26 protein-coding genes and 1 pseudogene are annotated in these 23,466 nt (G+C 67.4%); 6 read left to right on the top strand and 21 right to left on the bottom strand.

Annotated features, from left to right (window positions below):
• Positions 1 to 394 precede the first annotated feature (394 nt).
• Positions 395 to 574 (bottom strand): annotated as a pseudogene (locus CFB89_RS35635) (IS256 family transposase); the annotation flags it as partial.
• Positions 575 to 869: 295 nt separating this feature from the next.
• On the opposite strand from CFB89_RS35635, the gene CFB89_RS34755 reads away from it, so the two are divergent.
• The gene (locus CFB89_RS34755; RefSeq protein WP_179233373.1) at positions 870 to 1,169 is read left to right on the top strand and encodes a hypothetical protein; all 300 of its coding nucleotides are present in this window, start codon (positions 870 to 872) and stop codon (positions 1,167 to 1,169) included.
• Positions 1,170 to 1,323: 154 nt separating this feature from the next.
• Here CFB89_RS34755 and CFB89_RS03870 read toward each other — a convergent pair whose 3' ends face one another.
• A complete protein-coding gene (locus tag CFB89_RS03870; RefSeq protein ID WP_089466805.1) occupies positions 1,324 to 2,073 on the bottom strand; it encodes an ABC transporter ATP-binding protein in 750 nt (249 codons plus the stop codon).
• Between the two features lie 9 nt (positions 2,074 to 2,082).
• On the bottom strand, positions 2,083 to 2,865 hold the full coding sequence (locus CFB89_RS03865) for an ABC transporter permease (RefSeq protein ID WP_069621198.1): 783 nt from the start codon (positions 2,863 to 2,865) through the stop codon (positions 2,083 to 2,085).
• 484 nt (positions 2,866 to 3,349) lie between these two features.
• Between CFB89_RS03865 and CFB89_RS03860 the strand changes: the two genes are divergently transcribed.
• The gene (locus CFB89_RS03860) at positions 3,350 to 4,189 is read left to right on the top strand and encodes a symmetrical bis(5'-nucleosyl)-tetraphosphatase (protein ID WP_089466804.1); all 840 of its coding nucleotides are present in this window, start codon (positions 3,350 to 3,352) and stop codon (positions 4,187 to 4,189) included.
• A 32-nt stretch (positions 4,190 to 4,221) separates the two neighbouring features.
• Here the strand turns inward: CFB89_RS03860 and CFB89_RS03855 are convergent, their stop codons facing one another.
• The 8 genes from CFB89_RS03855 to CFB89_RS03820 all read right to left on the bottom strand — a co-directional run bounded on the left by CFB89_RS03855 (position 4,222) and on the right by CFB89_RS03820 (position 10,837).
• A complete protein-coding gene (locus CFB89_RS03855) occupies positions 4,222 to 5,079 on the bottom strand; it encodes a 1-acyl-sn-glycerol-3-phosphate acyltransferase (RefSeq protein ID WP_089466803.1) in 858 nt (285 codons plus the stop codon).
• 19 nt (positions 5,080 to 5,098) lie between these two features.
• The gene (locus tag CFB89_RS03850) at positions 5,099 to 6,376 is read right to left on the bottom strand and encodes a dihydroorotase (RefSeq protein ID WP_089466802.1); all 1,278 of its coding nucleotides are present in this window, start codon (positions 6,374 to 6,376) and stop codon (positions 5,099 to 5,101) included.
• Positions 6,377 to 6,437: 61 nt separating this feature from the next.
• Complete coding sequence (locus tag CFB89_RS03845) at positions 6,438 to 7,469, bottom strand: aspartate carbamoyltransferase catalytic subunit (RefSeq protein ID WP_006476735.1); 1,032 nt, start codon at positions 7,467 to 7,469, stop codon at positions 6,438 to 6,440.
• Positions 7,470 to 7,542: 73 nt separating this feature from the next.
• Positions 7,543 to 8,067: a bifunctional pyr operon transcriptional regulator/uracil phosphoribosyltransferase PyrR gene (gene pyrR / locus CFB89_RS03840; protein WP_089466801.1), complete on the bottom strand. Its 525-nt coding sequence runs from the start codon at positions 8,065 to 8,067 to the stop codon at positions 7,543 to 7,545.
• The gene (gene ruvX, locus CFB89_RS03835; protein WP_027783702.1) at positions 8,054 to 8,503 is read right to left on the bottom strand and encodes a Holliday junction resolvase RuvX; all 450 of its coding nucleotides are present in this window, start codon (positions 8,501 to 8,503) and stop codon (positions 8,054 to 8,056) included. Before ruvX ends, pyrR begins: the two co-directional genes overlap by 14 nt.
• Positions 8,500 to 9,078: a YqgE/AlgH family protein gene (locus tag CFB89_RS03830; protein ID WP_089466800.1), complete on the bottom strand. Its 579-nt coding sequence runs from the start codon at positions 9,076 to 9,078 to the stop codon at positions 8,500 to 8,502. Before CFB89_RS03830 ends, ruvX begins: the two co-directional genes overlap by 4 nt.
• A 182-nt stretch (positions 9,079 to 9,260) precedes the next feature.
• Positions 9,261 to 10,562: a hypothetical protein gene (locus CFB89_RS03825; protein ID WP_089466799.1), complete on the bottom strand. Its 1,302-nt coding sequence runs from the start codon at positions 10,560 to 10,562 to the stop codon at positions 9,261 to 9,263.
• 104 nt (positions 10,563 to 10,666) lie between these two features.
• A complete protein-coding gene (locus CFB89_RS03820) occupies positions 10,667 to 10,837 on the bottom strand; it encodes a rubredoxin (protein ID WP_004186709.1) in 171 nt (56 codons plus the stop codon).
• Positions 10,838 to 11,092: 255 nt separating this feature from the next.
• Between CFB89_RS03820 and CFB89_RS03815 the strand changes: the two genes are divergently transcribed.
• The gene (locus tag CFB89_RS03815) at positions 11,093 to 11,959 is read left to right on the top strand and encodes a hydroxymethylpyrimidine/phosphomethylpyrimidine kinase (protein WP_089466798.1); all 867 of its coding nucleotides are present in this window, start codon (positions 11,093 to 11,095) and stop codon (positions 11,957 to 11,959) included.
• A 183-nt stretch (positions 11,960 to 12,142) separates the two neighbouring features.
• On the opposite strand, the gene groL is transcribed toward CFB89_RS03815, so the two are convergent.
• The 10 genes from groL to CFB89_RS03765 all read right to left on the bottom strand — a co-directional run bounded on the left by groL (position 12,143) and on the right by CFB89_RS03765 (position 20,307).
• Entirely contained in the window at positions 12,143 to 13,783 is a 1,641-nt protein-coding gene (gene groL, locus CFB89_RS03810; RefSeq protein ID WP_012328020.1) for a chaperonin GroEL, read from the bottom strand.
• Between the two features lie 46 nt (positions 13,784 to 13,829).
• Positions 13,830 to 14,123 carry a co-chaperone GroES gene (groES, locus tag CFB89_RS03805; protein WP_004186661.1) on the bottom strand — a complete coding sequence of 98 codons (294 nt, stop codon included), beginning with the start codon at positions 14,121 to 14,123 and terminating at the stop codon, positions 13,830 to 13,832.
• Between the two features lie 393 nt (positions 14,124 to 14,516).
• Entirely contained in the window at positions 14,517 to 15,029 is a 513-nt protein-coding gene (locus CFB89_RS03800; RefSeq protein WP_089467900.1) for an SRPBCC family protein, read from the bottom strand.
• A gap of 39 nt (positions 15,030 to 15,068) precedes the next feature.
• Positions 15,069 to 15,701 carry a DUF1571 domain-containing protein gene (locus CFB89_RS03795; protein WP_089466797.1) on the bottom strand — a complete coding sequence of 211 codons (633 nt, stop codon included), beginning with the start codon at positions 15,699 to 15,701 and terminating at the stop codon, positions 15,069 to 15,071.
• Positions 15,698 to 16,117, bottom strand: a complete 420-nt coding sequence (locus tag CFB89_RS03790) for a quinol oxidase (protein ID WP_089467899.1) — start codon at positions 16,115 to 16,117, stop codon at positions 15,698 to 15,700. The genes CFB89_RS03795 and CFB89_RS03790 overlap by 4 nt, the downstream gene beginning before the upstream one ends.
• Positions 16,118 to 16,143: 26 nt before the next feature.
• On the bottom strand, positions 16,144 to 16,926 hold the full coding sequence (locus CFB89_RS03785; protein WP_089466796.1) for an anti-sigma factor: 783 nt from the start codon (positions 16,924 to 16,926) through the stop codon (positions 16,144 to 16,146).
• Complete coding sequence (locus CFB89_RS03780) at positions 16,923 to 17,438, bottom strand: sigma-70 family RNA polymerase sigma factor (RefSeq protein WP_089467898.1); 516 nt, start codon at positions 17,436 to 17,438, stop codon at positions 16,923 to 16,925. Before CFB89_RS03780 ends, CFB89_RS03785 begins: the two co-directional genes overlap by 4 nt.
• 33 nt (positions 17,439 to 17,471) lie before the next feature.
• Positions 17,472 to 17,831, bottom strand: a complete 360-nt coding sequence (locus tag CFB89_RS03775; RefSeq protein ID WP_089466795.1) for a hypothetical protein — start codon at positions 17,829 to 17,831, stop codon at positions 17,472 to 17,474.
• A 379-nt stretch (positions 17,832 to 18,210) separates the two neighbouring features.
• Positions 18,211 to 19,455, bottom strand: coding sequence for an FAD-binding oxidoreductase (locus CFB89_RS03770; protein WP_089466794.1), 1,245 nt, complete (start codon positions 19,453 to 19,455; stop codon positions 18,211 to 18,213).
• A gap of 66 nt (positions 19,456 to 19,521) precedes the next feature.
• Entirely contained in the window at positions 19,522 to 20,307 is a 786-nt protein-coding gene (locus CFB89_RS03765; RefSeq protein ID WP_089466793.1) for an ABC transporter substrate-binding protein, read from the bottom strand.
• Positions 20,308 to 20,668: 361 nt separating this feature from the next.
• Here CFB89_RS03765 and CFB89_RS03760 point away from each other — a divergent pair, with 361 nt between their 5' ends.
• The 3 genes from CFB89_RS03760 (at position 20,669) to CFB89_RS03750 (ending at position 23,347) form a co-directional block, all read left to right on the top strand.
• The gene (locus CFB89_RS03760; protein ID WP_089466792.1) at positions 20,669 to 21,643 is read left to right on the top strand and encodes an ornithine cyclodeaminase family protein; all 975 of its coding nucleotides are present in this window, start codon (positions 20,669 to 20,671) and stop codon (positions 21,641 to 21,643) included.
• Complete coding sequence (locus CFB89_RS03755; protein ID WP_089466791.1) at positions 21,640 to 22,434, top strand: transcriptional regulator; 795 nt, start codon at positions 21,640 to 21,642, stop codon at positions 22,432 to 22,434. The genes CFB89_RS03760 and CFB89_RS03755 overlap by 4 nt, the downstream gene beginning before the upstream one ends.
• Before the next feature lie 181 nt (positions 22,435 to 22,615).
• A complete protein-coding gene (locus CFB89_RS03750) occupies positions 22,616 to 23,347 on the top strand; it encodes a DsbA family oxidoreductase (RefSeq protein ID WP_089466790.1) in 732 nt (243 codons plus the stop codon).
• Positions 23,348 to 23,466: the final 119 nt, after the last annotated feature.

The raw sequence follows: 23,466 nt of genomic DNA, 5'->3' as shown, positions 1-23,466 counted from the left end.
CGTGCAATGATAAAGCCTCAAATTTCGCCCACAAGTTTCAATTGCCCCTCTCGGGCACGACCAACACAATTTCACGTCGTCGCACGCGACGATCAACCTCGCCTCGTCGAGCCCGCGCACTTCCTCATCAGTCGCTTTCGGATCAGCAAAAACCAGCATCACGACCCAAAAACCACAAATTACTGCGTCTTCGCGACAATGCTGTGGATGCAACGACGAATCAACTGCAGGGCGCAGCGTTGGAATGGTCAGGCTCACGAGAGATGGCACGGGCTGCGGCGGGTACCGGACACCGCAGATTCGCACCGTCTATTCGACGGCATCCAGATGCCGCGCGACCGGCAGCATCGAGCTGCTCGATGCTGCGCAATGCAATGCCGTAATCCCGCGAACCTTCAAAGCCGATATGGAGTCCGCCCAGCGCACGGCCAAGATCGCCTTCTTGCGCGGCCAGTTGCTCGCTGATCGTTGCCCGATCCAGAGTTTCGGGGACTAGTTGCTTGATCAGTGTCGGGTCTCGGTTCGAGCTCTTGCTCGGTTCAATCGTCACTTCTTCCTTGCGCGTGCGTGGCATAAAAGCGGCTCCTTGGCCGTCAGTTTATGCCTCGCACACAGAGTTTCGGATGGGCCGCGCCCCGTCTCCGCGAGCCCTTTGTGAAGTGCCCCCAAGCGGCAAAACATGCTCTGTGCATAGAAAAAACGTGAGTCCCAAGCGCATTCGAAATACGGATAGCGATGAACGCCAGACGCGTCGATCCTGTCTTCGTCAGAGCAAATAATGCGAACCTACGGCTTCGCCACAGTCGCCCCCGCGACGGTCGCGCGACAACATCGTCACGCAGTGCCGCCTTGCGGAGGACGTACATCGAATGGATGAACTGTACCGAATGAATCGGGCCACGCTGTCTGGCAACCCGCGACCGATTGTGTCGCTGGCCCATTCCACGATTCGGCGACACGCGTATCGCACTGCAATCCGCCAACGATCACTAAGTCAAAACACGCTGCATGCGCAAGATCACACACTCGGCCTCGGCACATCACGCGTCGGTTATGGCTCGGGAATCGCCGTGTGGACGGTTTGTAAAGGTGAGGCGTCGCCGCAACCTATGACGTTGCGCGCACTTCCGAAGTACATCGCTCGGATCACGAGCAATTCGCTGTTCTGAACGCAGATGTCGGGCAGCATGACCGGCCCAACACGATAAGACGCAAGCAGTCGATCGCACTCGGCCAGGAGCGATTCCGTCACGGGACATCTTTCCGCCGTGTGCTGCAAATCCCGCACGCGATCAAGCATGATCTCCTGGCCGGTCGACGCGTTCAGCCTGTTGTCGCCTCGTAAGCCGATACGATCTCTTCCGTAGGCCCGAACGCGCGCACGCGCCCATGCTCCATCCAGAGCACCTTGTTGCACACCTTGCGAATTTCCGAGTTCGAGTGCATCGCGAGTACGACTATTTCCGCCCGACTGTGCAGATCCGCCAGCCGTGCCTCCGCCTTGTGCATGAACAATGCATCTCCGACCCCCATCACTTCGTCCAGCAACAGGATTTCCGCATCCACCGCCGTTGACACCGCAAACGCAAGCCGTACTTTCATCCCGCTGGAATACGTCCGAATCGGCAGGTCCAGGCTATCCCCGAGCTCGCAGAAGTCAGCAATTTCGCGCTGCTTTGCCCGGATCTCCGCATCGGACATGCCGAGCAGTAACCCGCGGAGCCGGATGTTCTGGATACCGGTCGAATTTTCGTCCATGCCAAGGCCGATATCGAGCAACGGCACGACTTTCCCCTCCCGCGAAAGCGCGCCAGAAGTCGGAGGATAAATCCCTGCCATCGCCCGCAACAGAGTCGATTTGCCCGCGCCGTTATATCCGATCAATCCAACACGATCGCCGCGCTCGAAACGCAGATTCACGTCGTCCAGCGCGCGTACGACGATCACTCCATCGTTCCCTTCTGCGATCCTGTTGCGCCGCCCCATGCGGAGCACCTGCTTCTTAAGCGAACGCCCCTGCACGTCGAAGATCGGCAGATCAAGCGTGACATTCTTCAATTCAATATATGCCATAGCGCCTCCTCAAACCCAATACGGAATGCGCTTCAGGTAGCGCCCTGTCATGTATAGCGCGACAGGCCATCCGATTACCGCCATGCCGATCGCTACCGCCCAGCTCGTGCCGCTCGGAATCTGCCCGATCAGGGGGCTGCGCACAACGTCAATCAGGTAAGCGAGCGGATTCCATTCCACGATGAACGAGAACCGATTCAACGCATCTGGGCGGAAAATAATCGGCGTTACGTAGAACGCGACCTGGAGTAACGCGCCCACGATCTGCGGCAAGTCACGGAAGCGGGCCGACAGCAGGCCGATCACCATTGCAATCCACGTGGCATTGGCGACAAACAGCAGTAGCGCCGGAATGAACATCGGCAGCGTCTCCCAGCGCTTCACGCCGAAAATTGCCATCAGCGCGATGACTATCACGAAGTTGTGTGCGAGGACGATCAGGTTCCGCCAGACCACCTGCAGGATGTAGATCAACTTCGGAGTGGCCATCTGACGGATGTATGGCGCACTGTTGATGTACGCGACACTGCCTTCCTGGATGGTCGCTGAAAATGTCCCCCAAAGCACGAGGCTGCACGCTAGAAACGGCAGATATTCGTTGATCTTCTGCCCGAACAACGTGCCGTAGACGACGCCCAGCGACGTAATCATCACACCCATACTAATCGTCAGCCAGAACGGCCCCAACCGCGAACGCGCATAGCGTTGCCGAATTTCAAGCCAGCCGAGCAGTGTCCACAACCGCCACGCCGTTATGCTTTTCTTTAGGTCAGCCAGTGAGAGGGTAAGCATGCAAGCTTTCAAAAATGAAGAAATAGGATCACAAGACAAATATCGTCGACCATGTCAGAGCGCTCCAGCACGGTCAATGAGCCCATGCCGAACCCGCAGCCACCGCCGCAAAGGTCGGGCGAGACCACAGATGATGTGGCTCCGCGCCGGCAGTACACGGCGAGCGCCGCCTAGGCCCACTGTCACGTCAGATGTTGCGAGCGGCAACATCATCTGCTGCCACCTTAGGCCCGGCATTTTACCCGGTCACCACGCCTGCCAGAGTCATCTGATGGTAATTTTCACGGGGAAACCGGTGATTATAGAAAGCCTTCCCACGCGAAAGCTATGCTGCTAACAACTTGAAACAGCGGCGGAAACCCGCATCGATTGCGAAAAAAGCCTACGTAATCAGCCTCGTTCGGGTGAGATGGTAATCTTGAAAGCGGCCCATTTTGTCGAACTTCTTCCTACGGTACGCCCAGATTTGCGCCCCCTCGATCCCATGACCTCCCCCCCCCTCGCCATCGGCGACATCCAAGGCTGCCATTCCGCATTCCAGTCGCTGCTCGACCAGCTCGCGCCTCCCGCCGACACGCCCCTCTGGATCGCCGGCGACGTCGTCAACCGCGGCCCGGGCTCCCTCGCCGCGCTGCGCGCGGTCGTCGGCCTCGGCCCGCGCGCGACCGTCGTGCTCGGCAATCACGACGTGCACCTGCTCGCGGTCTCCGCCGGCCTGCGCACCGAACGCCCGGGCGACACCATCGGCGAGATCCTCGACGCGCCCGACGCCGACGCGCTGCTCGACTGGGTGCGCCACCGCCCGTTCGTGCATGTCGAAGACGGAAAGCTGCTCGTGCACGCGGGCGTGCTACCGCAATGGGACGCCACGCTCGCGCTCGAACTCGCCGACGAACTCCAGCGCGCACTCCGTGCCCCCGACTGGCGCGACACGTTGCAAGGCCTGTACGGCAACGAGCCGAATCAATGGAGCCCGAACCTGAAAAAACGCGACCGGATGCGCGTCGCGTTCAACGCGTTCACGCGCCTGCGCTTCTGCACGCCCGATGGCGCAATGGAATTCAAGGCGAACGGCGGCCCCGACAGCGCGCCGCTCGGCTACCTGCCGTGGTTCGACGTGCCGGGGCGCCGCACCGAGGACGTGACGGTCGTGTTCGGGCACTGGGCCGCGCTCGGCCTGATGCTGCGCGACAACGTCGTCGCGCTCGATTCGGGATGCGTATGGGGAAACCAGTTGTCGGCCGTTCGGCTGACGGCCGATCCGGCACAGCGCACGGTCACGCAGGTGCAGTGCGAGGCGTGCCGCACGCCGGGCGGCGAGTGACGACACGCTGATTCACGCGCCCCCTCGGCGCGTCAGCCCTCGCGCCCCGGCACGGGCGCATCGGTCGTCGCGTCGCCCGCCGCGTCGGCGCCGAGTTCGGTCGCCGGATACGCATGCTTCTGCAACTCGGCGAGCGACTCGGCCGTCGGCTTGCCGACCTTCTCCTGCAGCGTCGCCAGCGCGGCCACGATCGCATCGCGCGCCGCGGCGGACGTCGCCCGGCGGTCGCCGCCCGGCGCGATCGGTTCGCACACGTACAGATGCGCGACGAGCGGGCCGCCGCGCAGCACCATGTCGAGCGACTTGCCGAGCGACAAATCGCCCGTGTAGGCCGGCGCGACCGACTGCCGCCCGTACGCGTCCTCATACATCAGGCAGATCGGCTGCACCGCGCAGCCGGCCGATACCGCGGCCTGGAACAGGTTCGCATGGAACGGCAGCAGATCCTGGCCGTCGGACGTCGTCCCTTCCGGAAACACGCACATCACACCGCCGGTGCGCAGGCGCTCGGCCATCTCGTGCATGATCCGCATCGCCTCGGTACGCTTCTCGCGCTGGAGGAACACCGTGTCGAGCTTCTCGGCGAGCCAACCGACGACCGGCCACTGCCGCACCTCCGCCTTCGACACGAACGGCGTCGGCCGCCACGCATTGACCGCATAGATGTCGAGCCACGACACGTGGTTGCCCACGATGAGCGCGCTCGCGTCGAGCCGCGCGCCGTCGTTGTGGACGACGAGGCGCATCCCGCAGATGCGCAGCATCTTGACCGACCAGCGGCGTATCAGTTCGGCGCGGCGCGCGGGCGTGACGTGCGAAAAGCGCAGCGCGACGATCGCCATGCCGCGCAGCAGGTGAAAGACGAGACGCAGCTTGCGAAGAGCGGTCATGGCGAAGATCCGGCGTGGTTCAGTGGCGCTCGAACGCGACCTGCCCGGCCACGAGCGTCGCGCGCACGGTGGCCGGCAGTTCGTAGCCGAGGAACGGCGAGTTGTGGCCCTGGCTCTTCAGCGCACGCGGCTCGACGCGCCAGTGCGCGCGCGGATCGAACACGCACAAGTCGGCCGCGCCGCCTTCGGCGAGGCGCCCCGCCGGCAGTTGCAGCACGTCGGCCGGCGCGGACGTGATGCGGCGCAGCGCCTGCGCGAGCGGCGTACGCGTCTCGTCCGCCCACTTCAGCGTCAGCGACAGCAGCAGTTCGAGCCCCGTCGCGCCCGGCGTCGCTTCGCCGAACGGCAGCAGCTTCTCGTCGTCGTCGACTGGCGTGTGATCCGAGCAGATCGCGTCGATCGTGCCGTCGGCGAGCGCCACGCGGATCGCTTCGCGGTCGCGCTCGCTGCGCAGCGGCGGGTCGAGCCGGAACTGCGAATCGAAGTAGCCGATGTCGACGTCGATCAGATGGACATGGTTCACGCCGACGTCGCAGGTCACGGGCAGCCCCTCGACCTTCGCTTCACGCACGAGCGCCAGCCCGGCCGCCGACGACAGCCGCGCGAGGTGCACGCGCGCGCCCGTCACGCGCATCAGTTCGAAAATCGTGTGCAGCGCGATCGTCTCGGCCGCGACCGGCACGCCGGACAGCCCGAGCCGCGACGCGAGCGCGCCACTCGCGGCCACGCCGCCGCGGCCGATGAACGCATCGAGCGGACGCAGCCACGTCGTGTAGCCGTAGGTGCTCGCGTATTGCAGCGCGCGCAGCAGCACCTGCGTGTCGCGCACCGGCACGTTCGCATGCGTGAAGCCGACGCAGCCGGATTCGGTCAGCGCGACCATCTCGGTGATCACCTCGCCCTTGAGGCCGACCGTCAGCGCGCCGAGCGGATGCACGTTCGCCTGGTGCAGGTTGCGCGCGCGGAACTTGAGCATTTCGACGAGGCCGGGCTCGTCGAGCACGGGATCGGTGTCGGGCGGGCACACGAGGGTCGTGACGCCGCCCGCGACGGCCGCGGCCATCTCGGACGCGAGCGTCGCCTTGTGTTCGTAGCCGGGCTCGCGCAGCCGCGCGCACAGGTCGACGAGGCCGGGCGCGACGATCAGGCCCGATGCGTCGATCGTCTTGTCCGCGTTGAAACCGGCGGGCGCGCTGCCCAGCGCGGCGATCTTGCCGTCCACGACGAATACGTCGGCCTGGCGTTCGGTGCCGGCGACCGGGTCGATCAGCGTGCCGCCTTGGATATGAATCTTCATGCGCTGTCTGTGAATGCGTTGAATACGTTGAATGCCTGAACGAGGATGCGCGAAAGCGGGCTCAGTCGCTGTTGCCGGCGACGATGCCCATCACCGCCATCCGCACGGCGATGCCGAACGTGACCTGGTTGAGGATCACCGATTGCGGGCCGTCGGCGACCTGCGAATCGATCTCGACGCCGCGGTTCATCGGGCCCGGGTGCATCACGATCGCGTCGGGCGCGGCGAGCGCGAGGCGCTCGGGCGTCAGGCCCCACGTCTTGAAATACTCCTGCGCGGACGGCAGCAGCGCGCCGCTCATCCGTTCGTTCTGCAGGCGCAGCATGATGATCACGTCGACGCCCTTCAGCCCCTCGTCGAGGTTGTGGAACACCTTCACGCCCATCTGCTCCAGGCCGCCCGGCAGCAGCGTACGCGGGCCGATCGCGCGCACTTCCGGCACGCCGAGCGTGGTCAGCGCATGGATGTCGGAGCGCGCGACGCGCGAATGCAGGATGTCGCCGACGATCGCCACCCGCAGCTTCGTGAAGTCGCGCTTGTAGTGACGGATCGTGTACATGTCGAGCAGGCCCTGCGTCGGGTGCGCGTGGCGGCCGTCGCCGGCGTTGATCACGTGCACGTGCGGCGCGCAGTGCTCGGCGATCAGGTACGGCGCGCCGCTCGACGCGTGGCGCACGACGAACAGGTCGGCATGCATCGCCGACAGGTTGTTGATCGTGTCGAGCAGCGATTCGCCCTTGCTCGTCGACGACGCATTGATGTTCAGGTTCAGCACGTCGGCCGACAGGCGCGTCGCGGCGATCTCGAAGGTCGTGCGGGTGCGCGTCGAGTTCTCGAAGAACAGGTTGAACACGGACTTGCCGCGCAGCAGCGGCACCTTCTTCACTTCACGGTCCGTCACGCTGACGAACTGCTCGGCCGTATCGAGGATGTGATTGACGATCGAGCGCGGCAGGCCCTCGATCGACAGCAGGTGCTTCAGCTCGCCGTTTTTCGTGAGCTGCGGGTTGCCCTTCAGGAAACCGTAGCGAAACCGGTCGGGGCTCGCGGCCGCCGCGGGATTGCCGGTGCGGCCAGTGGTGTCGGTGGTCATGGTGTGCGTGATTCCAACTATGCAAACGGGCCGCGGTGCGAACCAGCGGCCCGGGATACGGTTCGCGTGTCGTTCAGGCGCCGTGCGACTCGCCGTGGGCCTCGATACGCAGCGTGAAGCGCGCATCGTCGCGCGCGAGCACGAGCGTCGCGTCGGGCGGCACGTCGAGCGTGCCGCCCGCGAAGCGCGCGGCGACCGGCAGCTCGCGGCCGCCGCGATCCGCGAGCACCGCGAGCTCGACCGCGGCCGGACGGCCATAGTCGAACAGCTCGTTGAGCGCCGCGCGCACGGTGCGCCCGGTGTACAGCACGTCGTCGACGAGCACGATGCGCGCGCCGTCGATCTCGAACGGCAGCGAGGTCGGGCTGGCCTGGCTGTGCAGCCCCTTCTTCGCGTAGTCGTCGCGATGCAGCGCGACGTTGACGACGCCGAATGCCGTTGCGCCGAGATCGCGCGCGAGGCGCTCGGCGAGCCACGCGCCGCCGCTGTAAATGCCGGCGAGCCGCGGGCCGCCCGGTTCGGCGAACGCCGTGCCGTACGCGGCGCGGATCTGGTCGAGCAGGACGCGGTAAAGCGCCTCGGCGTCAATGGTGCTCATGGTCGGACAATTGATCGAGATACTGTTGAAGGATGACGCGCGCGGCTTCGGCATCGAGCATGTCGGTGCGGGCGCGGCCGCGCACGTTGCGCTCGCGCAGCCCGGCCTCGGCCTCGACCGACGAATAACGCTCGTCGACCCACGTGACGGGCAGCCCGAAGCGGCCGTTCAGCTGGTTGCCGAAGCGCTTCGCCTGCTGCGTCATGTCGTGCGGCGTGCCGTCCGGATGCATCGGCAGGCCCACGACGAGCGCGTCCGGCCGCCATTCGGCCAGCAGGTCGCCGACCGCCTTGAAGCGGTGTTCGCGGTTCAGGTTCTGGATCACGAGGAGCGCACGGGCCGAGCGCGTCAGCGCATTGCCGATCGCGACGCCGATCCGTTTTTCGCCGTAGTCGAACGCCAGGAGCGTCGCATCGCGCGCGCTCGCGCCACTCATGCGTGCCCTGCTTCGCCGGACAGCATCGACGAACTGACGCCGAGCAGGCCGAGCGCGGCTTCGAAGCGCTCTTCGGCCGGCGTGTCGAACACGATGCGCGGATCGGCGGCGACCGTCAGCCAGCCGTTGCGGGAAATTTCTTCCTCGAGCTGGCCGGCGCCCCAGCCGGCATGGCCGAGCGTCAGCAGGAAGCGCTTCGGGCCGGTGCCCGTCGCGACCGCCTCGAGCACGTCCTTCGACGTCGTCATCTCGAGCCCGCCGTCGACGGACATCGACGAGTTGTAGCTCGCGCCCTCGACCGGCTCGTGCAGCACGAAGCCGCGCTCGGTCTGGACGGGGCCGCCGAAGTACACGGGAATGTGCGGCAGCGGCTCGATGTCGAGCTTCAGGTCGATGCGGTTGAACAGCGACTCGAGGTCGATATCGGTAGGACGGTTGATGACGAGGCCGAGCGCACCGCGCTCGCTGTGATCGCAAAGATAGACCACCGTTCCCGAGAACGTCGGATCGGCCATGTTCGGCATGGCGATCAGGAACTGGTTGGTGAGATTGATGCGATCGGAAGGCTTTGACATGGTTTGAATTTTAGCAAAGACGCCGCGACCTGACCGGGCCGCGATCAACAAGCAACGCCGCGCCGCGCTGGCAACGGCGCGCGCGGATTACACGGCACTCTAACACGCGCGCGGGCGCTGTCGGCAGCGTGTTGCAGGCCCGCGCGGCAAGGGCCGCCGTCGCGTGTCCGTGCCCTTGTTCGTCAGGTCCGGCCGAGGGCCGCGCCGAGTGCTTCGGACGCCGCCGTGAGATCCGGCGGCGCGACGCCGGCCGCGATCTTCAGGAGCGCCGCACGCAGCATGTCGGACGCGTGGCGGTGCGCATCGAGGCCGCCGTCGGCGAGCGGCACGCCGTGCGCCGCACGGCGCCATGCCAGGCCAAGCGTGTCGGCCAGCAGCGCCGCGTGGCCGAGCCCGAGCGCGCAGGCGGCCGTGCCGACCCGGTAGGCGGCGGCGGACGCGTGCCATGCGGCGCTGGCGTCGGCCGTGGCCGGGTTGGCGGCAAGGTCGGCCATCGACGCATCGGCGGTCTGCAGGAAATCCTCATAGGCATGCGCGTTGACGGTCACGACGCCGAGCACGCGCGTGGGCGCGGCGACGACCGCGTCGTGCTCGGCCCGCGCGGCATCGGCCTCCCACAACGCTTCGGATGCAGGGGTGCCGGCGACGTGCCAGTCGACCGTCAACCCGTAGTCGTGCAGCACGTCGACGAGCGCGACGTCCTCGGCCGCGGCGCCGAACAGCGCGAAATCGCGCCACAGCAGCGCCACCGTCTCGCGCACCAGTTCGGGCGGCGCGCTGCGCCGGCCCTGCGCGTGTTCGCCGAGCAGCAGGTTGGTCCGCGCGAGAAAGCGCTTGAGTTCGGGTGCGCCGCTTGCGCGCAGCGCGCGTACGCACGCAGCCGCGAGCCGCCAGAAATCGTAGGGCCCGTCGTCGGTGAGCGCGGCCAGCATCGCGTCGAGTTCGTCGAGCGCGGCGCCCGGCGCGCCGTGTCCGGCCCGCAGCACGCCGAGCAGCGCCTGCTCGTAGCGGGCGCGAATCCGGGCCGCGACTGCATCGGGCAGTGCGCGCAACGTGGCAGGCGGGACCGCACGGCCGACCAGCGCGAGCGCGTCGAGCGGCACGCTCGCGCGCAGGTCGGCGGCGCCTTGCGCGCGCAACGCACGGAAATGCTCGAAGAGAACGGGCGAGCACGCGAGCTCGCGCAGGTTGTGGCGCCCGACGGCCGCACGAAAATCGTGCAGCGCCGCCCGCCAGCCCGCCGAAGTCGGCTCGGTGGCGAGGAGCGGCACGGCGGCCGCCAGTTGCCCGGCGAAACGCGCGGCCGGCAGCCAGCCGGCTTCGGCCAGCACGGCAGCGGCAGCGGCAAGCGGTGCCGCTGCGTCGTCGCGCCGCTCGAATGCGTCGGCGGCCGCCGCCAGCCATGCGTCGGCCGCGCGCACGGCCCCGCCGCGCGGGTTGGGCAATGCGTCAGGGTGGGGAACGTTCGCCGGATCGGACGTCATGGACACGCGCGCCTGTCATCGTCAAGTCGCTCGCGCGAACCGCGGCGCGCGAGCGCCGGGCCGGGGCGAGGCCTGAGCAGAGTGTCCGTGGGCCAGCGGTCCGATCAGATCTGGACCATCTCGAAGTCTTCCTTGCGGGCGCCGCATTCGGGACACGTCCAGTTGATCGGGACGTCTTCCCAGCGCGTGCCCGGGGCAATGCCCTCTTCCGGCAGCCCGGCTTCTTCGTCGTAAATCCAGCCACAAATCAGGCACATCCAGCTCTTGTATTCCATCTTAAGCCGCGTCGGGGAAAAGTCGGTAAATTCGGGAGCCATGATGGTACCGTGTCGGGGCCGGACTGCCTAGCAATCGCGCTGGAGGACGACAACTACGTTGCGTTGCGCTAAAAAATCCGTCGTACCGGCCGGATTCCACCGCATAATGGTCGAAAAGTGCGGCCTGCCGGGCAACACGGGGCCGAACCAGCCCATTCGCCTCGCCGTTCGCATCTCCGTCGCTTGTCCGTTTTTCTCTTGCCCCATTTCTACATGTCCAGCAACGCCCCTCCGATCGTCCTTACCTTCGGCCTGTCCGATCCCACCGGCGGCTCCGGCCTCCAAGCCGATCTGATGACCCTGGCGAGCATGGGCTGTCACGGCGTGTCCGTCCTGACCGGCTATACCGTGCGCGACTCGGCCGCCTGCGAAGAAGTGACCGGCCTCGACCCCGACGTCGTCGCCGCACAGGCGCGCATGCTGCTCGAGGACATGCCGGTTGCCGCGTTCAAGATCGGCGCGGCGACGCGCGCGGAAGTCGTGAGCGCGATCGCCGAAGTCGTCGCCGACTACGACGGCGTGCCGCTCGTGCTCGCGCCGGACTTCACGCTCGACGACGAGCACGTGCTCGCCGCCGACGACCTGCGCGAATCGATCGCCGACCTGCTCGCGCCGCAAACCACGTTGCTGGTGGCCGACCACGCGACGCTGATCGCGCTCGCGCAGCCGGACGGCGATGCCGAGGCGCCGAATCTCGACGCGGCCGTGTCGCATCTACTGTCGCAGGGCTGCGAATACATCCTGTCGTCGGAAACGGGCTCGCACCGGCTCGTCAATACGCTGTACGGCGAGGAAGGCCAGCTTCGCGAAGACATGTGGGATCGCTCGCCGCACCGGCTGATGGGCATCACCGATACGCTCGGCGCGGCCATCGCGGCGCTGCTTGCGAACGGCCAGGAGCCGCCCGAAGCCGTGCGCGAGGCGCAGGAATATCTGTACCAGGCCGTGCGCGACGCGTTCCGGCCCGGCATGGGCGCGTACCTGCCCGACCGGTTCTTCTGGGCGCGCAGCAACGACGAGTCGGACTCGCCGCCGGCCGTGAAGGCCGACCTGGTGTCGAGGACGTCCCACCGGCATTGAGTCGCGACGCGGCGGGCAGATTCCGCCGCCATACGCCGCGCCGCCTTGGCGCGTGACGGATCCGGCCGCCCCGCGCACGCATCAAAACCGCGCGCATAAAAAAAGACCCGCATCGCTGCGGGTCTTTTCTTTTGGCTGGAACGCGCATCGCTGCGCGCTCCGGACACCGTCGACCGAAGTCGATTACATGTCCATGCCCATGCCGCCCATGCCGCCCGGCATGCCGCCCGGCATCGGTGCGTCTTCCTTCGGCAGTTCCGCGACGGCTGCGTCCGTCGTCAGCAGCAGGCCTGCGACCGAAGCTGCGTTCTGCAGTGCGGTGCGCGTGACCTTGGTCGGGTCGACGACGCCGGCTTCAACCATGTCGACGTACTCGCCCGTTGCTGCGTTGTAGCCGTAGTTGCCCTGGCCTGCAGCAACCGCCGCCACCACGACGCTGGCTTCTTCGCCGCCGTTCGTGACGATCTGGCGCAGCGGCTCTTCCATTGCGCGCAGCACGATCTTGATGCCGGCGTTCTGGTCGGCGTTCGCGCCGGTCAGGCCTGCGATCGCGGTGCGTGCGCGGATCAGCGCGACGCCGCCACCGGCCACGATGCCTTCTTCCACAGCTGCGCGCGTCGCGTGCAGTGCGTCTTCGACACGTGCCTTCTTTTCCTTCATTTCGACTTCGGTCGCAGCACCGACCTTGATCACTGCAACGCCGCCTGCCAGCTTGGCCACGCGCTCTTGCAGCTTTTCACGGTCGTAGTCCGACGTCGCTTCTTCGATTTGCGCGCGCACTTGCTTCACGCGTGCTTCGATGTTCACGGCTTCGCCTGCGCCGTCGATGATCGTCGTGTTTTCCTTGCCCACTTCGATGCGCTTCGCCTGGCCCAGTTCTGCCAGCGTTGCCTTTTCGAGCGTCAGGCCGGTTTCTTCCGCGACGACTTGACCGCCGGTCAGGATCGCGATGTCTTCCAGCATCGCCTTGCGACGATCGCCGAAGCCCGGCGCCTTGACCGCAACGGTCTTCAGGATGCCGCGGATGTTGTTGACGACCAGCGTGGCCAGTGCCTCGCCTTCGACGTCTTCAGCGATGATCAGCAGCGGACGGCCAGCCTTCGCGACTTGCTCGAGCACCGGCAGCAGATCACGGATGTTCGACACCTTCTTGTCGTGCAGCAGCACGAACGGGTTGTCGAGGACGGCGACTTGCTTGTCCGGGTTGTTGATGAAGTACGGCGACAGGTAGCCGCGGTCGAACTGCATGCCTTCGACGACGTCGAGCTCGTCGGCCAGCGACTTGCCGTCTTCGACGGTGATGACGCCTTCCTTGCCGACCTTGTCCATCGCTTCAGCGATGCGATCGCCGATCGACGAATCGCTGTTCGCCGAGATCGAGCCGACCTGTGCGATTTCCTTGTTGGTCGTGCACGGCTTGCTGATCTTCTTCAGCTCTTCGACAGCCGCTGCGACTGCCTTGTCGATGCCGCGCTTCAGGTCCATCGGGTTCATGCCCGATGCGACGTACTTCATGCCTTCGCGAACGATCGATTGCGCGAGGACGGTTGCCGTCGTCGTGCCGTCGCCTGCGTTGTCGCTGGTCTTGGAAGCGACTTCCTTGACCATTTGCGCGCCCATGTTCTGGAGCTTGTCCTTCAGCTCGATTTCCTTCGCGACCGACACACCGTCCTTGGTGACCGTCGGGCCGCCGAAGCTGCGCTCGAGCACGACGTTGCGGCCCTTCGGACCCAGCGTGACCTTGACTGCGTTGGCGAGAATGTTCACGCCTTCGACCATCTTCGAACGGGCGGAATCGCCGAATACGACGTCTTTAGCTGCCATCTTCTAACTCCTTGAATTCTTGGGAATATGTACCGTCGGAGGACGCTTACTTGGCGTTGACCACGGCCATGATGTCTTCTTCGCGCATGACCAGCAGTTCCTGGCCGTCGACCTTCACGGTCTGACCTGCGTACTTGCCGAACAGGACACGATCGCCGACCTTCACGTCGAGCGCGATCGGGGCGCCCTTGTCGTCGCGCTTGCCCGGGCCGATCGCCAGGACTTCGCCCTGATCCGGCTTTTCAGCAGCGGCGTCGGGGATCACGATGCCCGAGGCGGTCTTGGTTTCCTGATCCAGGCGCTTGACGATCACGCGATCGTGCAAAGGACGAAGGTTCATATTCACTCCTCTCTTGACTGAGATTGAAGAACGCTTAGGGAATCTGCCCGGCTGGGTGCCCGGCAGAGAATTGTTAGCACTCTCGTGCAGCGAGTGCTAATTATATGGACGGGTTTTGACAAATTCAAGAAGGAGAACCGGAGGAATTTTCGGGGAGGCGACGCGGCGGGAAAAACACGCAAAAACAACAAAAACTCCTTTTTAAACAAAGACATGTGGCATTCATCCAACCCGAACGGCGGCGCCGTGCGGCCCGCCGAACCCATCCAGCCCCGTTTGGACACCGCGTAAGCCCGGAGTTCCTGAGACCGGCGACATCACATCAAAAAAACCGTGCGGGCGCCGATTTCGTCCGCCACGACGTGCTCGCTCGCCGGCGTGGCCCGGCCGATTTCACGCGTCGGCGCAGTCCGCGCCGGACAGCGGCCGGAAGGTCCGGCCGTCCGTTTCGACGGTCGCGCCCAGCCGGCGCGCGAGCCCCTTCGCGCCTTCGCGCATCACGACGTCGTGATTCCATCGGAACAGCGGCCGCGCGAGCGGCTCCAGCCAGTTCATCCAGCCGTGCGTGCGGATGTGCCAGTCGTAGCGCACGACGGTGCGCGCGCCGTCGGCGGCGAACGACCAGCGGCCGTCGCCCTCGATCGCGCCGCTCGCATGGCCTTCGAGCGCGTGCGGCCGCTCGACGCGCCGCACGCGCATGTCGAAGGTCAGCCGGTACGGCAGCGCGCCCTTCCAGGTATACCGGTGCAATGCGCCGACGCCGCGCGCGTCGCCGGGCTCGAGCTCGACGGTGCGCACGGCGCCCTTCCACCAGTCGGGCCAGCGATCGGCCTGGTAGATCGCGTCCCAGACCGCCGCGAGCGGCGCATCCACCCGCCAGGTCGTCGAAAACCGGTACTCCGCCATGCAGCCTCCGGCATGCGCGTTCAGGAACACGGCGCGCCGTCAGGGCGCGAAGAAACGCTCGGGAAACGCGACGTCGATTTCCACGTCGTCGAGCGTCACGGTTTCGAGCGGCACGTCGTCGTCGCCGGCATAGCTGACGACTTTCAGCGGAAAACCGTCCGCGGCGTCGAGCCACAACCGGTAGCGATGCACGCCGTCGACCGCGTGCGCGGGCGCGCCCGTGACCAGCACGCGTTGCGCGGTCCGGCCGCCGACGGCCTCCTCGCCTTCGGTCACCGTCGCGCCGCCCTGCTGCAGCGCATGGACGTTGCGCAGCAGTTCGCCGACGTCGGAGCGGTCGACCCGGTGGCCGGCGCGGTCGCGCACGAGCGGATTGGACGGCGACAGCGTCAGCGCGGGCGGCGCATGCGTGCCGAACGGGCGCAGCGTGACCTTGCCGTCGCCGGGATCGTATGCGAGCACCGCGCCGCGATGCGGCGACACGAAATCCATCCGGACGAAGCCGGGTTTCAGGTACGCGTAGCGGATTTCGGTGTGCTCGCCGTCGCGCGCCGACGAGCGGATCGTCGCGCGGTACGAGCGGACGTGGTCGAAATGCGCCTGCGCGGCGGTCACGGGATCGGCTGTCATGCTCGCTCCTATCAGGCTCGCGGCCAGCAACGCGGCGATCACGGCGCCGCCTCGACTTCGAGCACGCCTTCCATCCCGCGCTCGCGATGGCTTCTGAAAAACAGCAGCCGGTGCGTGCAATAGTAGGCGAATCGCCCGGGCTGCACCGGCGTGAAATGGAACGTCTTCGGCGTCGTATCGAGTTCGGTGCGTACCGCGATGCCGGCCTGCGGCGCGTCGATTTCGAAACTGTGCGGCACCACGCCGGGCTCGGCCGATACCGTGAGCTCGACCGGCGCGTGCGCGCGGACGATCACATGATTCGGCCGGAAGAAATAGCTGCCGCCGACGATCGTCACGCGCTGCACGCCATCGGCATCAACCGGCACGCGCACGGGCGGGTCGCCGTCCGCGTGCGCAAGCATCGTGCCCGCGAGGCACGCCGTCAGCACGAGCCCCTTCATCATCGCCATCTTCATCGCCTGCTCCCCGCGGGCGCCGCGCGTCACCCCTTCCACGCATCGGTCGGCCCGCCCAGCGCACCGCATGCGTCGATCGCCAGCTCGCGCAGACGCCGTTCGTCGCCACGGCCGGACAGCGCATAACCCATGCCGCGATCCGACCAGAAATACGTGTAGCGGCCGTCGGCCGACAGCGCCTGCGGCGCGAGACGCCGCGCGTCGTATGCGGTCATGTACAGCGTCACGCGCGCGCCGTCCGCACGCTGGTACATGAGCTGCGCGGCCGGCCCCGCGTCGCCGGGCAGCAACCGGCCGCCCAGCAGCGCGTAGCCGTATTCGTCGAGCGACGGTGCGCGCACCGGCCGACCGACGCGCGCGGACAACCACGCGGCGAGACGCCCGGGATCGGCCGCGCCGACTTCCACCGGATGTTCGCGGTCGGCCGCGTACACCGCGTACGCGACATCGGCGCGCGCGGCGAACGCCGGTTCGCGGCCGAACGCCGCCCAGCCCGCATGCAGCGCGACACCGATCAGCAGCCCGGCCGCCAGCCCCGCGCACGCATGCGCGACGGCGCGCCAGCGCGGCGCGCGGCGCTGCACGAACAACGCGGGCGCCGCGCCTGGCAACGGGAACAGCGCCTTCAGCGCATCGCGCTGTGCGCGGTAATGCGCGAATCGTTCGGCTTCCTGCGGATCGACCTGCAGGCGCGCGAGGACCTCGCGCCGCTCATGCCCGGACAGTTCGCCGTCCAGCAGCGCGGACAGCAGTTGCGCCGACGCATCGTCTTCCTGCTCGTTCGAAGGCTTGCGCGGATCGTCCATCATGGCTTCCCGATCACCCGTAACGTGGCCGCGCCGTGCGTCGACGGCGCGTCCGACAGCAGCGCGCGCATCTGGGCGCGCGCCCGCGCGAGCCGCGACATCACCGTGCCCACCGGCACGCCGAGCACCTGCGCGGCATCGCGGTAGCTCAACTCCTCGAGCGCGACCAGCAGCAGCACCTCGCGCTGTTCGACCGGCAGCCGGTACAGCGCGCGCTGCACGTCGCGCAACTCCAGCCCGCCGACCTCGCCGGACGGCGCGGCCATCGTCTGCCAGGGCGCCGTGGCGTCGTCGACCGCGATCTCGTGCCGCGCGCGCAACTGGTCGATGAATCGGTGCCGCAACAGCGTCAGCAGCCATGCGCGCAGGTTACTGCCGTCGCGCGGCGGCCGGTTCAGCGCACGCTCGAGCGTGTCCTGCACGAGATCGTCGGCCCACGCGCGCTCGCCCGTCAGCGCGCGCGCATAGCGCGTGAGATGCGGAAGCCACACCAGCAGGTCCGATTCATAGCTCATCGGGGCGCCTCGCGCGTCGTCGCGCACTCACGGTCACGGCCGCGCGACGTGCCACATGCCGCCGATTCCGTCGCCGCCCGCGTCGCCGGCCTGGTGGTCCATCTTCCAGCGATACAGCGGACGGCCGCGGTATGCCCATTGCTTTTTGCCGTCGTCGCGGGCGACGAGGCTCAGCGCGCCCGACGCCTTGTCGTACGCGTCGGCGAGCGCGGGCGGCCAGTTGGCCGCGCACGTGCCGTCGCACGTGCTCTTGCCCGGCGCATCGCGATCGAACACGTACAGCGTCATGTGGGCTTCGTCGACCAGTTTCCCGTCGCCGACCTGGGGCGGTTCCGCGGCCGCCGGCCGCACGATCGCCGCCGTCAACGCGGCAGCGAAGAGCATCCGTTTCATTCCCGTTCTCCTTGGCGTCGTGTCGCGGCACGCTGCCGCCGGGCGGGACGATCGGCTTCGTCGCGATCATTATCCCGCCGGGCGGCCGTGCCGGAACTCGGTATGTAAACGGACGGCGGTGGCCGGTTATTCCATGCGGCGGCGCGACGAGCGGCGACGCATCATTCATACGACGCAAGCACGCGGGAAGCCGGAAATGACAAAGCGTCGTGCGGTTGCTGCCGGTTACCTCGGCAATGCGCCGGTCGGCGACCGGAGCAGCGTCGTCACCGGTGCGAGCGGGCTCCCTGCGCCGCCGACGTTGCCAAACGTGCCGGTGACCTGGTTCACGACGTCCTGCGCGTGCCGGCGGCCAAAACCGCATCTGCGCGCCCCAAGTTCAGCCGAAACGTGCAGGCCGATACGGATGGGGATCGATATAAGTCGGCGCGCCCGTCATCATTTCGGCGAGCAGGCGGCCGGTGGCGGGCCCAAGCGTGAGCCCGTGATGGCAGTGGCCGAACGCGAACCACAAATGACGGTGGCGCGGCGCCGGCCCGATCACCGGACGCATGTCGGGCGTGCACGGTCGCATCCCGAGCCACGGTTCCGGATCGAGCCGCTCGCCGATGCCGAACGCGTCGCGCGCCAGCGGTTCGGCGCGCGCGAGCTGCACGCCGGTCGGCGGCGCGTCGCGCGGCGCGATCTCGACGCCCGTCGTGAGCCGCAGGCGGCCACCCTCCATCGGCGCGACGACGAAGCCTGCCTCGGTATCGCACACGGGCACGTTCAGCGGCGCGCGTGTCGGCCGGTAATGCATGTGATAGCCGCGCTTCGCGCGCAGCGGGATCCGGTAGCCGAGCGGCGCGAACACCTGATCGGACCACGGCCCGAGCGCGATCACGGCCGAGCGCGCCGAGATCGGCCCGTGTTCGGACCGGACCTGCCAGCCGTCGTCCACCTGCACGAGCGTCGTCGCGTCGCCGTGCACGAACGTGCCGCCGTCGCGCTCGAACAGCCGCGCATAGGCCTGGGTCAGCCCGCCCGGGCTCGACACGGTCTTCGGATCCTGCCAGTGGAATGCGCCGCAGAATGCGTCGCCGATACCGGGCTCGCGCGCACGCAACGCATGCGCGTCGAGCACGGTCATCCGCAGCCCGTGCGCGGCGGCAACCTGCTGCTGCACGCGCGCTTGCGCGTCGAACAGCGCGGGCGAACGGAACGCCTCGATCCATCCGCCGTCGTGCACGAGCGGCTGCGCGTCGGTGCGCGCGAGCAGCGCATCGTGCTCGACGACGCTCGCCGCGACGAGCGGCAGCAGGTCGCGCGCGGCGGCCGCGAGCCGCTGGGGCGACGATTCGCGCCAGAAGCGCGCGAGCCAGCCCGCATACGCAGGCAGCGCGCGGTAATCCCAATAGAGATCGACCGAACGGTTGCGCGCGTAGCGCAGCAGCGTGCCGAGCCGGCGCGGAAACGCATACGGCACGACCGACGAGCGCTCGATCAGCCCCGCGTTGCCGTGGCTGGTTTCCTCGCCGGGCGCGCGCCGGTCGACGAGCGCGACGCGCAGCCCGCGATCCTGCAGATGCAGCGCCGACGACACGCCGACGATGCCGGCCCCCAGAACGATGACGTCGAAATCCATGGTCCCCCGCACTGCGTCGAGATGGGATGCGCGGTGCGCCGGCCCGCGGCCGGCACGCGGCGGCGCTTACTTCGCGATGATGTCGCGCTTGAAGTACTTCTGCGACAGCGCGCTCAGCGTGCCGTCCTGCTTCAGCGCATCGAGCGCGCCGACGATCTTCGCCTGCAGCGCCTTGTCGTTCTTGCGCATCCCGAAGCCGGTACCTTCGCCGAGCGTCGCAGGATCCTTCAGCGGCTCGCCGACGATCTGGTAGTCGCGACCGGCCGGCTTGTCGAGGAACCCGTCCTGCGCGGTCTGCGCTTCCTGCACGGCCGCGTCGAGACGGCCCGCGACGAGATCGGCGTAGATCTGGTCCTGATCCGGATACGACACGACGGCCACGCCCGCATTCGCCCAGTGCGCCTTCAGGAAATCCTCCTGCGACGAGCCCTGCAGCACGCCGACGTGCTTGCCGCGCAGGCTCGCGACGTCGGGCTTCAGCGGCGAGCCGCGCTTCGCGACCATCACGATCGGCACCACGTAGATCGCCGGCGTGAAGTCGATGCTTTGCTTGCGCTTCGCGGTGATGTTCATCGCCGAATTGATCGCGTCGAACTTGCGCGCCTGCAGCGCCGGGATCAAACCGTCGAACGCATTCTCGACCCACACGCACTTCATGTTCAGCTTCGCGCATACCGCGTTGCCGACATCGACGTCGAACCCCTGCAGTTGACCGGCCGGCGTCTTGCTCTCGAACGGCGGATAGGCGGCTTCGATCCCGAAGCGCAACGTGGTCTGTTCGGCATGGGCCGTGACGGCCGCGCACGCGAGCGCGAGCGCCGCGGCGGCGCAGAGGGAAAGTTTCCAGTTCATGACGGTCCTTCTGTTCTGGAGTGAGGCGATGAAGATCGGTCGCGCGCCGGGTCGGCATTCGACGCAGGCCGCCGCCGCACGGCGACGTGTCGGGTCCTGCACGCGAAATATAGATTAAAAGTCTACTATAGACTATAGGGGATACGAGGAGATCACTACGTTGCTCGACGTCGAAATTTCGTTGTCCGCTCGTAAATGCCGTTGATTCCATGGCGTTTTTCACGAGTTCGGCACGGCCACGACGTCTCGAAAAGAAAAATCATCCCGATTTTGTTTGTCTATATTAGACTTTCTGGTCCATAAAATCCGCCGGACACCGTCTTTCGAGACTTTCTGTCCAGCCCGCACCGGAGATGTCCCGATGACGCAAACCGTCCCCACCCTGCCGCTGACCGTCGACGAAGCCGCGGTGCGCGCGGCGCTGCCGTCGCTCGACGTGCTCGGCACGCTGCGCCGCATGTTCGCGTCGCTCGCCGCGGCGCGCGCGGTGCAGCCGCCGCAGACGCTCACGCTGTTTCCCGACCAGGCCGGCGACTTCATCACGTATCTCGGCGCGCTCGCCGACGAGCAGGTGTTCGGCGCGAAGCTGTCGCCGTATGTCGTGACGGGCGGCAAAACCGGCGGGAAACCGATCGTCACCGCATGGACCGCACTGATGTCGATGCAAACCGGCCAGCCGCTGATGTGGTGCGACGCGGGGCTGCTGACCGTCGAACGCACGGCCGGCACGACGGCGCTCGCGGTCGACTGCCTCGCGCCGCGCGACGCGCGCCATCTGGCGATCGTCGGCGCGGGCGCGGTCGGCCTCGCGCACCTGCGGCACACGGCGGCGCTGCGCGACTGGGCCACGATCCGCGTGTACTCGCCCGCGCTGGCCGGCGATGCGGCGCTGCAGGCAAGCCTCCCCGCGCTCGACCCGCGCGCACGCGCAGCGGCGAGCGTCGAGGCGTGCGTGCGCGACGCGGACGTGGTGATGCTGTGCACGTCGTCGGGCACACCGGTGCTGGGCGACGGGATGCTCACGCGCCCCGCGCTCGTCACGTCGATCAGCACGAACGTCGCCCGTGCGCACGAAATCCCGCCCGCATGGCTGCCGGACATGGACGTCTACTGCGACTACCGGCACACGACGCCCGCGAGCGCCGGCGAGATGCGGATCGCGGCGGCCGAGCACGGCTGGGATGCCGGCCGGATCGTCGGCGACCTGCCCGCGCTCGTCGCCGGCACCTGCGCGGCGCCGTCGCGCACGCGTCACGCACTGTTCCGCTCGATCGGCCTCGGGCTGGAGGACATCGCGATCGCGCAAGCGCTGTACATGCATCTGACGCGCGGATGAGCGCCCCGCGTGCGCGGGGCCGATACAATGGCGCAACCGCCGCGGCGGCCGCGCGCGGGCGCACGGGCATGCCGGCCGACGATGCGCCGGCCCGCCGGCCCGACACGCTGCCCGGCTCCCGCCCACCCGAGATCGCGACACCGATGCGCAAGAAGAAATCTCCCGTCAAAGACCTGCTGCTCACCCGCTATGCGCCGATCGCCGACGGTATCGCCGCGCTGTTCTTCCCGTACGCGGAAGTCGTGATCCACGACCTGCACGACCAGACCGTGCTGTATCTGGCGAACAACCTGTCCAAGCGCGAGGTCGGCGACGATTCCGCGCTCGAGGAAATCGATCATTCGGCGCGCGAGCGCGTGATCGGCCCGTACGAGAAGCTGAACTGGGACGGCCGGCGCATGCGCTGCGTCAGCAACGTGTTGTTCGACGACGAAGGCCGCCCGGCCGGGATGATGTGCATCAACTTCAACATCGCGGTGTTCGACGAGGTGCGCGCGACGCTGGACCTGTTCATCAAGGGCGCGGGCGTCGTCGCGCAGCCCGACGAGCTGTTCCGCGACGACTGGCAGGAGCGCATCAACACGTTCCTGCACGGCTGGCTGCGCGAACGGCAGGTCGGGTTGAACGGGCTCACGCGCGAGCACCGCCGCGAACTCGTCGAGGCGCTGTACGCGGAAGGCGCGTTTCGCGGCAAAAGCGCGGCGAACTACGTCGCGAACGTGCTCGGGATGGGGCGCGCAACGGTCTACAAGCATCTGAAGCACCTGAAGGAAACGCAGGGCGAAGTTTGAACGCGATGCCGGGGGCGTCATGACGGCCGAGCCTGACCATCGGTGCCGGGCGGCCGTTTCCGCGTCCAGGCTCGCGATACGCGGGCGCGGCTGCATGCCGCACGGACCAGCGGACGACGGAGCCTGGAAGCATAAAGTGATATAGTCGCAGTTACACTTTTTTTGCCGCCCCGCACCGCCCATGACGACCGCTCCCACTCCGACCGCCCACCCGACCCTCACCGTCGAAATCTGGTCCGACCTGATCTGCCCGTGGTGCTGGATCGGCCAGCGCCGCTTCGACGAGGCGCTGGCCGCGTTCGCGCACGCCGAGCGCGTCGACGTCGCGCTGCGCGCATACCGGCTGATGCCCGGCCAGCCCGTCGAGCCGGTCGAGGCGATGCTCGCGGGCAAATACCGGATGGCGCCCGCGCAGGTCGACCAGATGCTGGGCCAGGTGACCGAGGCGGCCGCGAGCGTCGGGCTGCGCTACGACCTGCCCGGCACGCTGGTCGGCGACACGCTCGACGGCCACCGGCTCGTGAAGCTCGCGCAAGCGTCGGGCCGCGCGCATGCGCTGACCGAGCGCCTGTATCGCGCGTATTTCTGCGAGCACGGCTCGCTGTTCGATCATGCCGCGCTGACCGCATTCGCGGTCGAAGCCGGGCTCGAGCGCTCGGCCGTCGAAGCGGTGCTGCGCAGCGACGCGTACCGCGACGAAGTCGACGCCGACATCGCGCGCGCCGCACGGATCGGTGGGCGCGGCGTGCCGCTGTTCGTGTTCGGCGGCCGCTACGCGGTATCGGGCGCGCAGCCGGCCGACGCGTTCGCGCAAGCACTCGACCAGGCGTGGCGCGACGGCGTCGTCGAACTGGGCGGCGACGACGCGGCCGCCTGCGGCCCCGACGGCTGCGACCTGCCGGCGCGCGCGTAACGCGCATCCCGCTTCACGCGCGCCGGGGCCAAATGCGCCACTGCGCGCCACTACGCGACGCTCCTGCCATGAACCGACAGGAAGCCCGCGCCGGCGGCGTCTACAATGCATCCTTCCCT

Source organism: Burkholderia sp. AU16741 (assembly GCF_002223345.1).
GTDB classification, from domain to species: domain Bacteria; phylum Pseudomonadota; class Gammaproteobacteria; order Burkholderiales; family Burkholderiaceae; genus Burkholderia; species Burkholderia sola.
This window is presented reverse-complemented; position numbering and strand designations above follow the sequence as displayed.

Excerpts from the sequence above, each read along its gene's own strand:
- groES (WP_004186661.1), bottom strand. The coding sequence starts at position 14,123 with ATGAACCTTCGTCCTTTGCACGATCGCGTGATCGTCAAGCGCCTGGAT.
- CFB89_RS03850 (WP_089466802.1), bottom strand. The coding sequence starts at position 6,376 with ATGAAGATTCATATCCAAGGCGGCACGCTGATCGACCCGGTCGCCGGC.
- CFB89_RS03845 (WP_006476735.1), bottom strand. The coding sequence starts at position 7,469 with ATGACCACCGACACCACTGGCCGCACCGGCAATCCCGCGGCGGCCGCG.
- pyrR (WP_089466801.1), bottom strand. The coding sequence starts at position 8,067 with ATGAGCACCATTGACGCCGAGGCGCTTTACCGCGTCCTGCTCGACCAG.
- CFB89_RS03860 (WP_089466804.1), top strand. The coding sequence starts at position 3,350 with ATGACCTCCCCCCCCCTCGCCATCGGCGACATCCAAGGCTGCCATTCC.
- groL (WP_012328020.1), bottom strand. The coding sequence starts at position 13,783 with ATGGCAGCTAAAGACGTCGTATTCGGCGATTCCGCCCGTTCGAAGATG.
- CFB89_RS34755 (WP_179233373.1), top strand. The coding sequence starts at position 870 with ATGGATGAACTGTACCGAATGAATCGGGCCACGCTGTCTGGCAACCCG.
- CFB89_RS03870 (WP_089466805.1), bottom strand. The coding sequence starts at position 2,073 with ATGGCATATATTGAATTGAAGAATGTCACGCTTGATCTGCCGATCTTC.
- CFB89_RS03855 (WP_089466803.1), bottom strand. The coding sequence starts at position 5,079 with ATGACCGCTCTTCGCAAGCTGCGTCTCGTCTTTCACCTGCTGCGCGGC.
- CFB89_RS03865 (WP_069621198.1), bottom strand. The coding sequence starts at position 2,865 with ATGCTTACCCTCTCACTGGCTGACCTAAAGAAAAGCATAACGGCGTGG.
- CFB89_RS03775 (WP_089466795.1), bottom strand. The coding sequence starts at position 17,831 with ATGAAACGGATGCTCTTCGCTGCCGCGTTGACGGCGGCGATCGTGCGG.
- CFB89_RS03760 (WP_089466792.1), top strand. The coding sequence starts at position 20,669 with ATGACGCAAACCGTCCCCACCCTGCCGCTGACCGTCGACGAAGCCGCG.
- CFB89_RS03830 (WP_089466800.1), bottom strand. The coding sequence starts at position 9,078 with ATGTCAAAGCCTTCCGATCGCATCAATCTCACCAACCAGTTCCTGATC.
- CFB89_RS03755 (WP_089466791.1), top strand. The coding sequence starts at position 21,640 with ATGAGCGCCCCGCGTGCGCGGGGCCGATACAATGGCGCAACCGCCGCG.
- CFB89_RS03820 (WP_004186709.1), bottom strand. The coding sequence starts at position 10,837 with ATGGAATACAAGAGCTGGATGTGCCTGATTTGTGGCTGGATTTACGAC.
- CFB89_RS03825 (WP_089466799.1), bottom strand. The coding sequence starts at position 10,562 with ATGACGTCCGATCCGGCGAACGTTCCCCACCCTGACGCATTGCCCAAC.
- CFB89_RS03750 (WP_089466790.1), top strand. The coding sequence starts at position 22,616 with ATGACGACCGCTCCCACTCCGACCGCCCACCCGACCCTCACCGTCGAA.
- CFB89_RS03790 (WP_089467899.1), bottom strand. The coding sequence starts at position 16,117 with ATGAAGATGGCGATGATGAAGGGGCTCGTGCTGACGGCGTGCCTCGCG.
- ruvX (WP_027783702.1), bottom strand. The coding sequence starts at position 8,503 with ATGAGTGGCGCGAGCGCGCGCGATGCGACGCTCCTGGCGTTCGACTAC.
- CFB89_RS03780 (WP_089467898.1), bottom strand. The coding sequence starts at position 17,438 with ATGAGCTATGAATCGGACCTGCTGGTGTGGCTTCCGCATCTCACGCGC.
- CFB89_RS03815 (WP_089466798.1), top strand. The coding sequence starts at position 11,093 with ATGTCCAGCAACGCCCCTCCGATCGTCCTTACCTTCGGCCTGTCCGAT.
- CFB89_RS03770 (WP_089466794.1), bottom strand. The coding sequence starts at position 19,455 with ATGGATTTCGACGTCATCGTTCTGGGGGCCGGCATCGTCGGCGTGTCG.
- CFB89_RS03800 (WP_089467900.1), bottom strand. The coding sequence starts at position 15,029 with ATGGCGGAGTACCGGTTTTCGACGACCTGGCGGGTGGATGCGCCGCTC.
- CFB89_RS03785 (WP_089466796.1), bottom strand. The coding sequence starts at position 16,926 with ATGATGGACGATCCGCGCAAGCCTTCGAACGAGCAGGAAGACGATGCG.
- CFB89_RS03765 (WP_089466793.1), bottom strand. The coding sequence starts at position 20,307 with ATGAACTGGAAACTTTCCCTCTGCGCCGCCGCGGCGCTCGCGCTCGCG.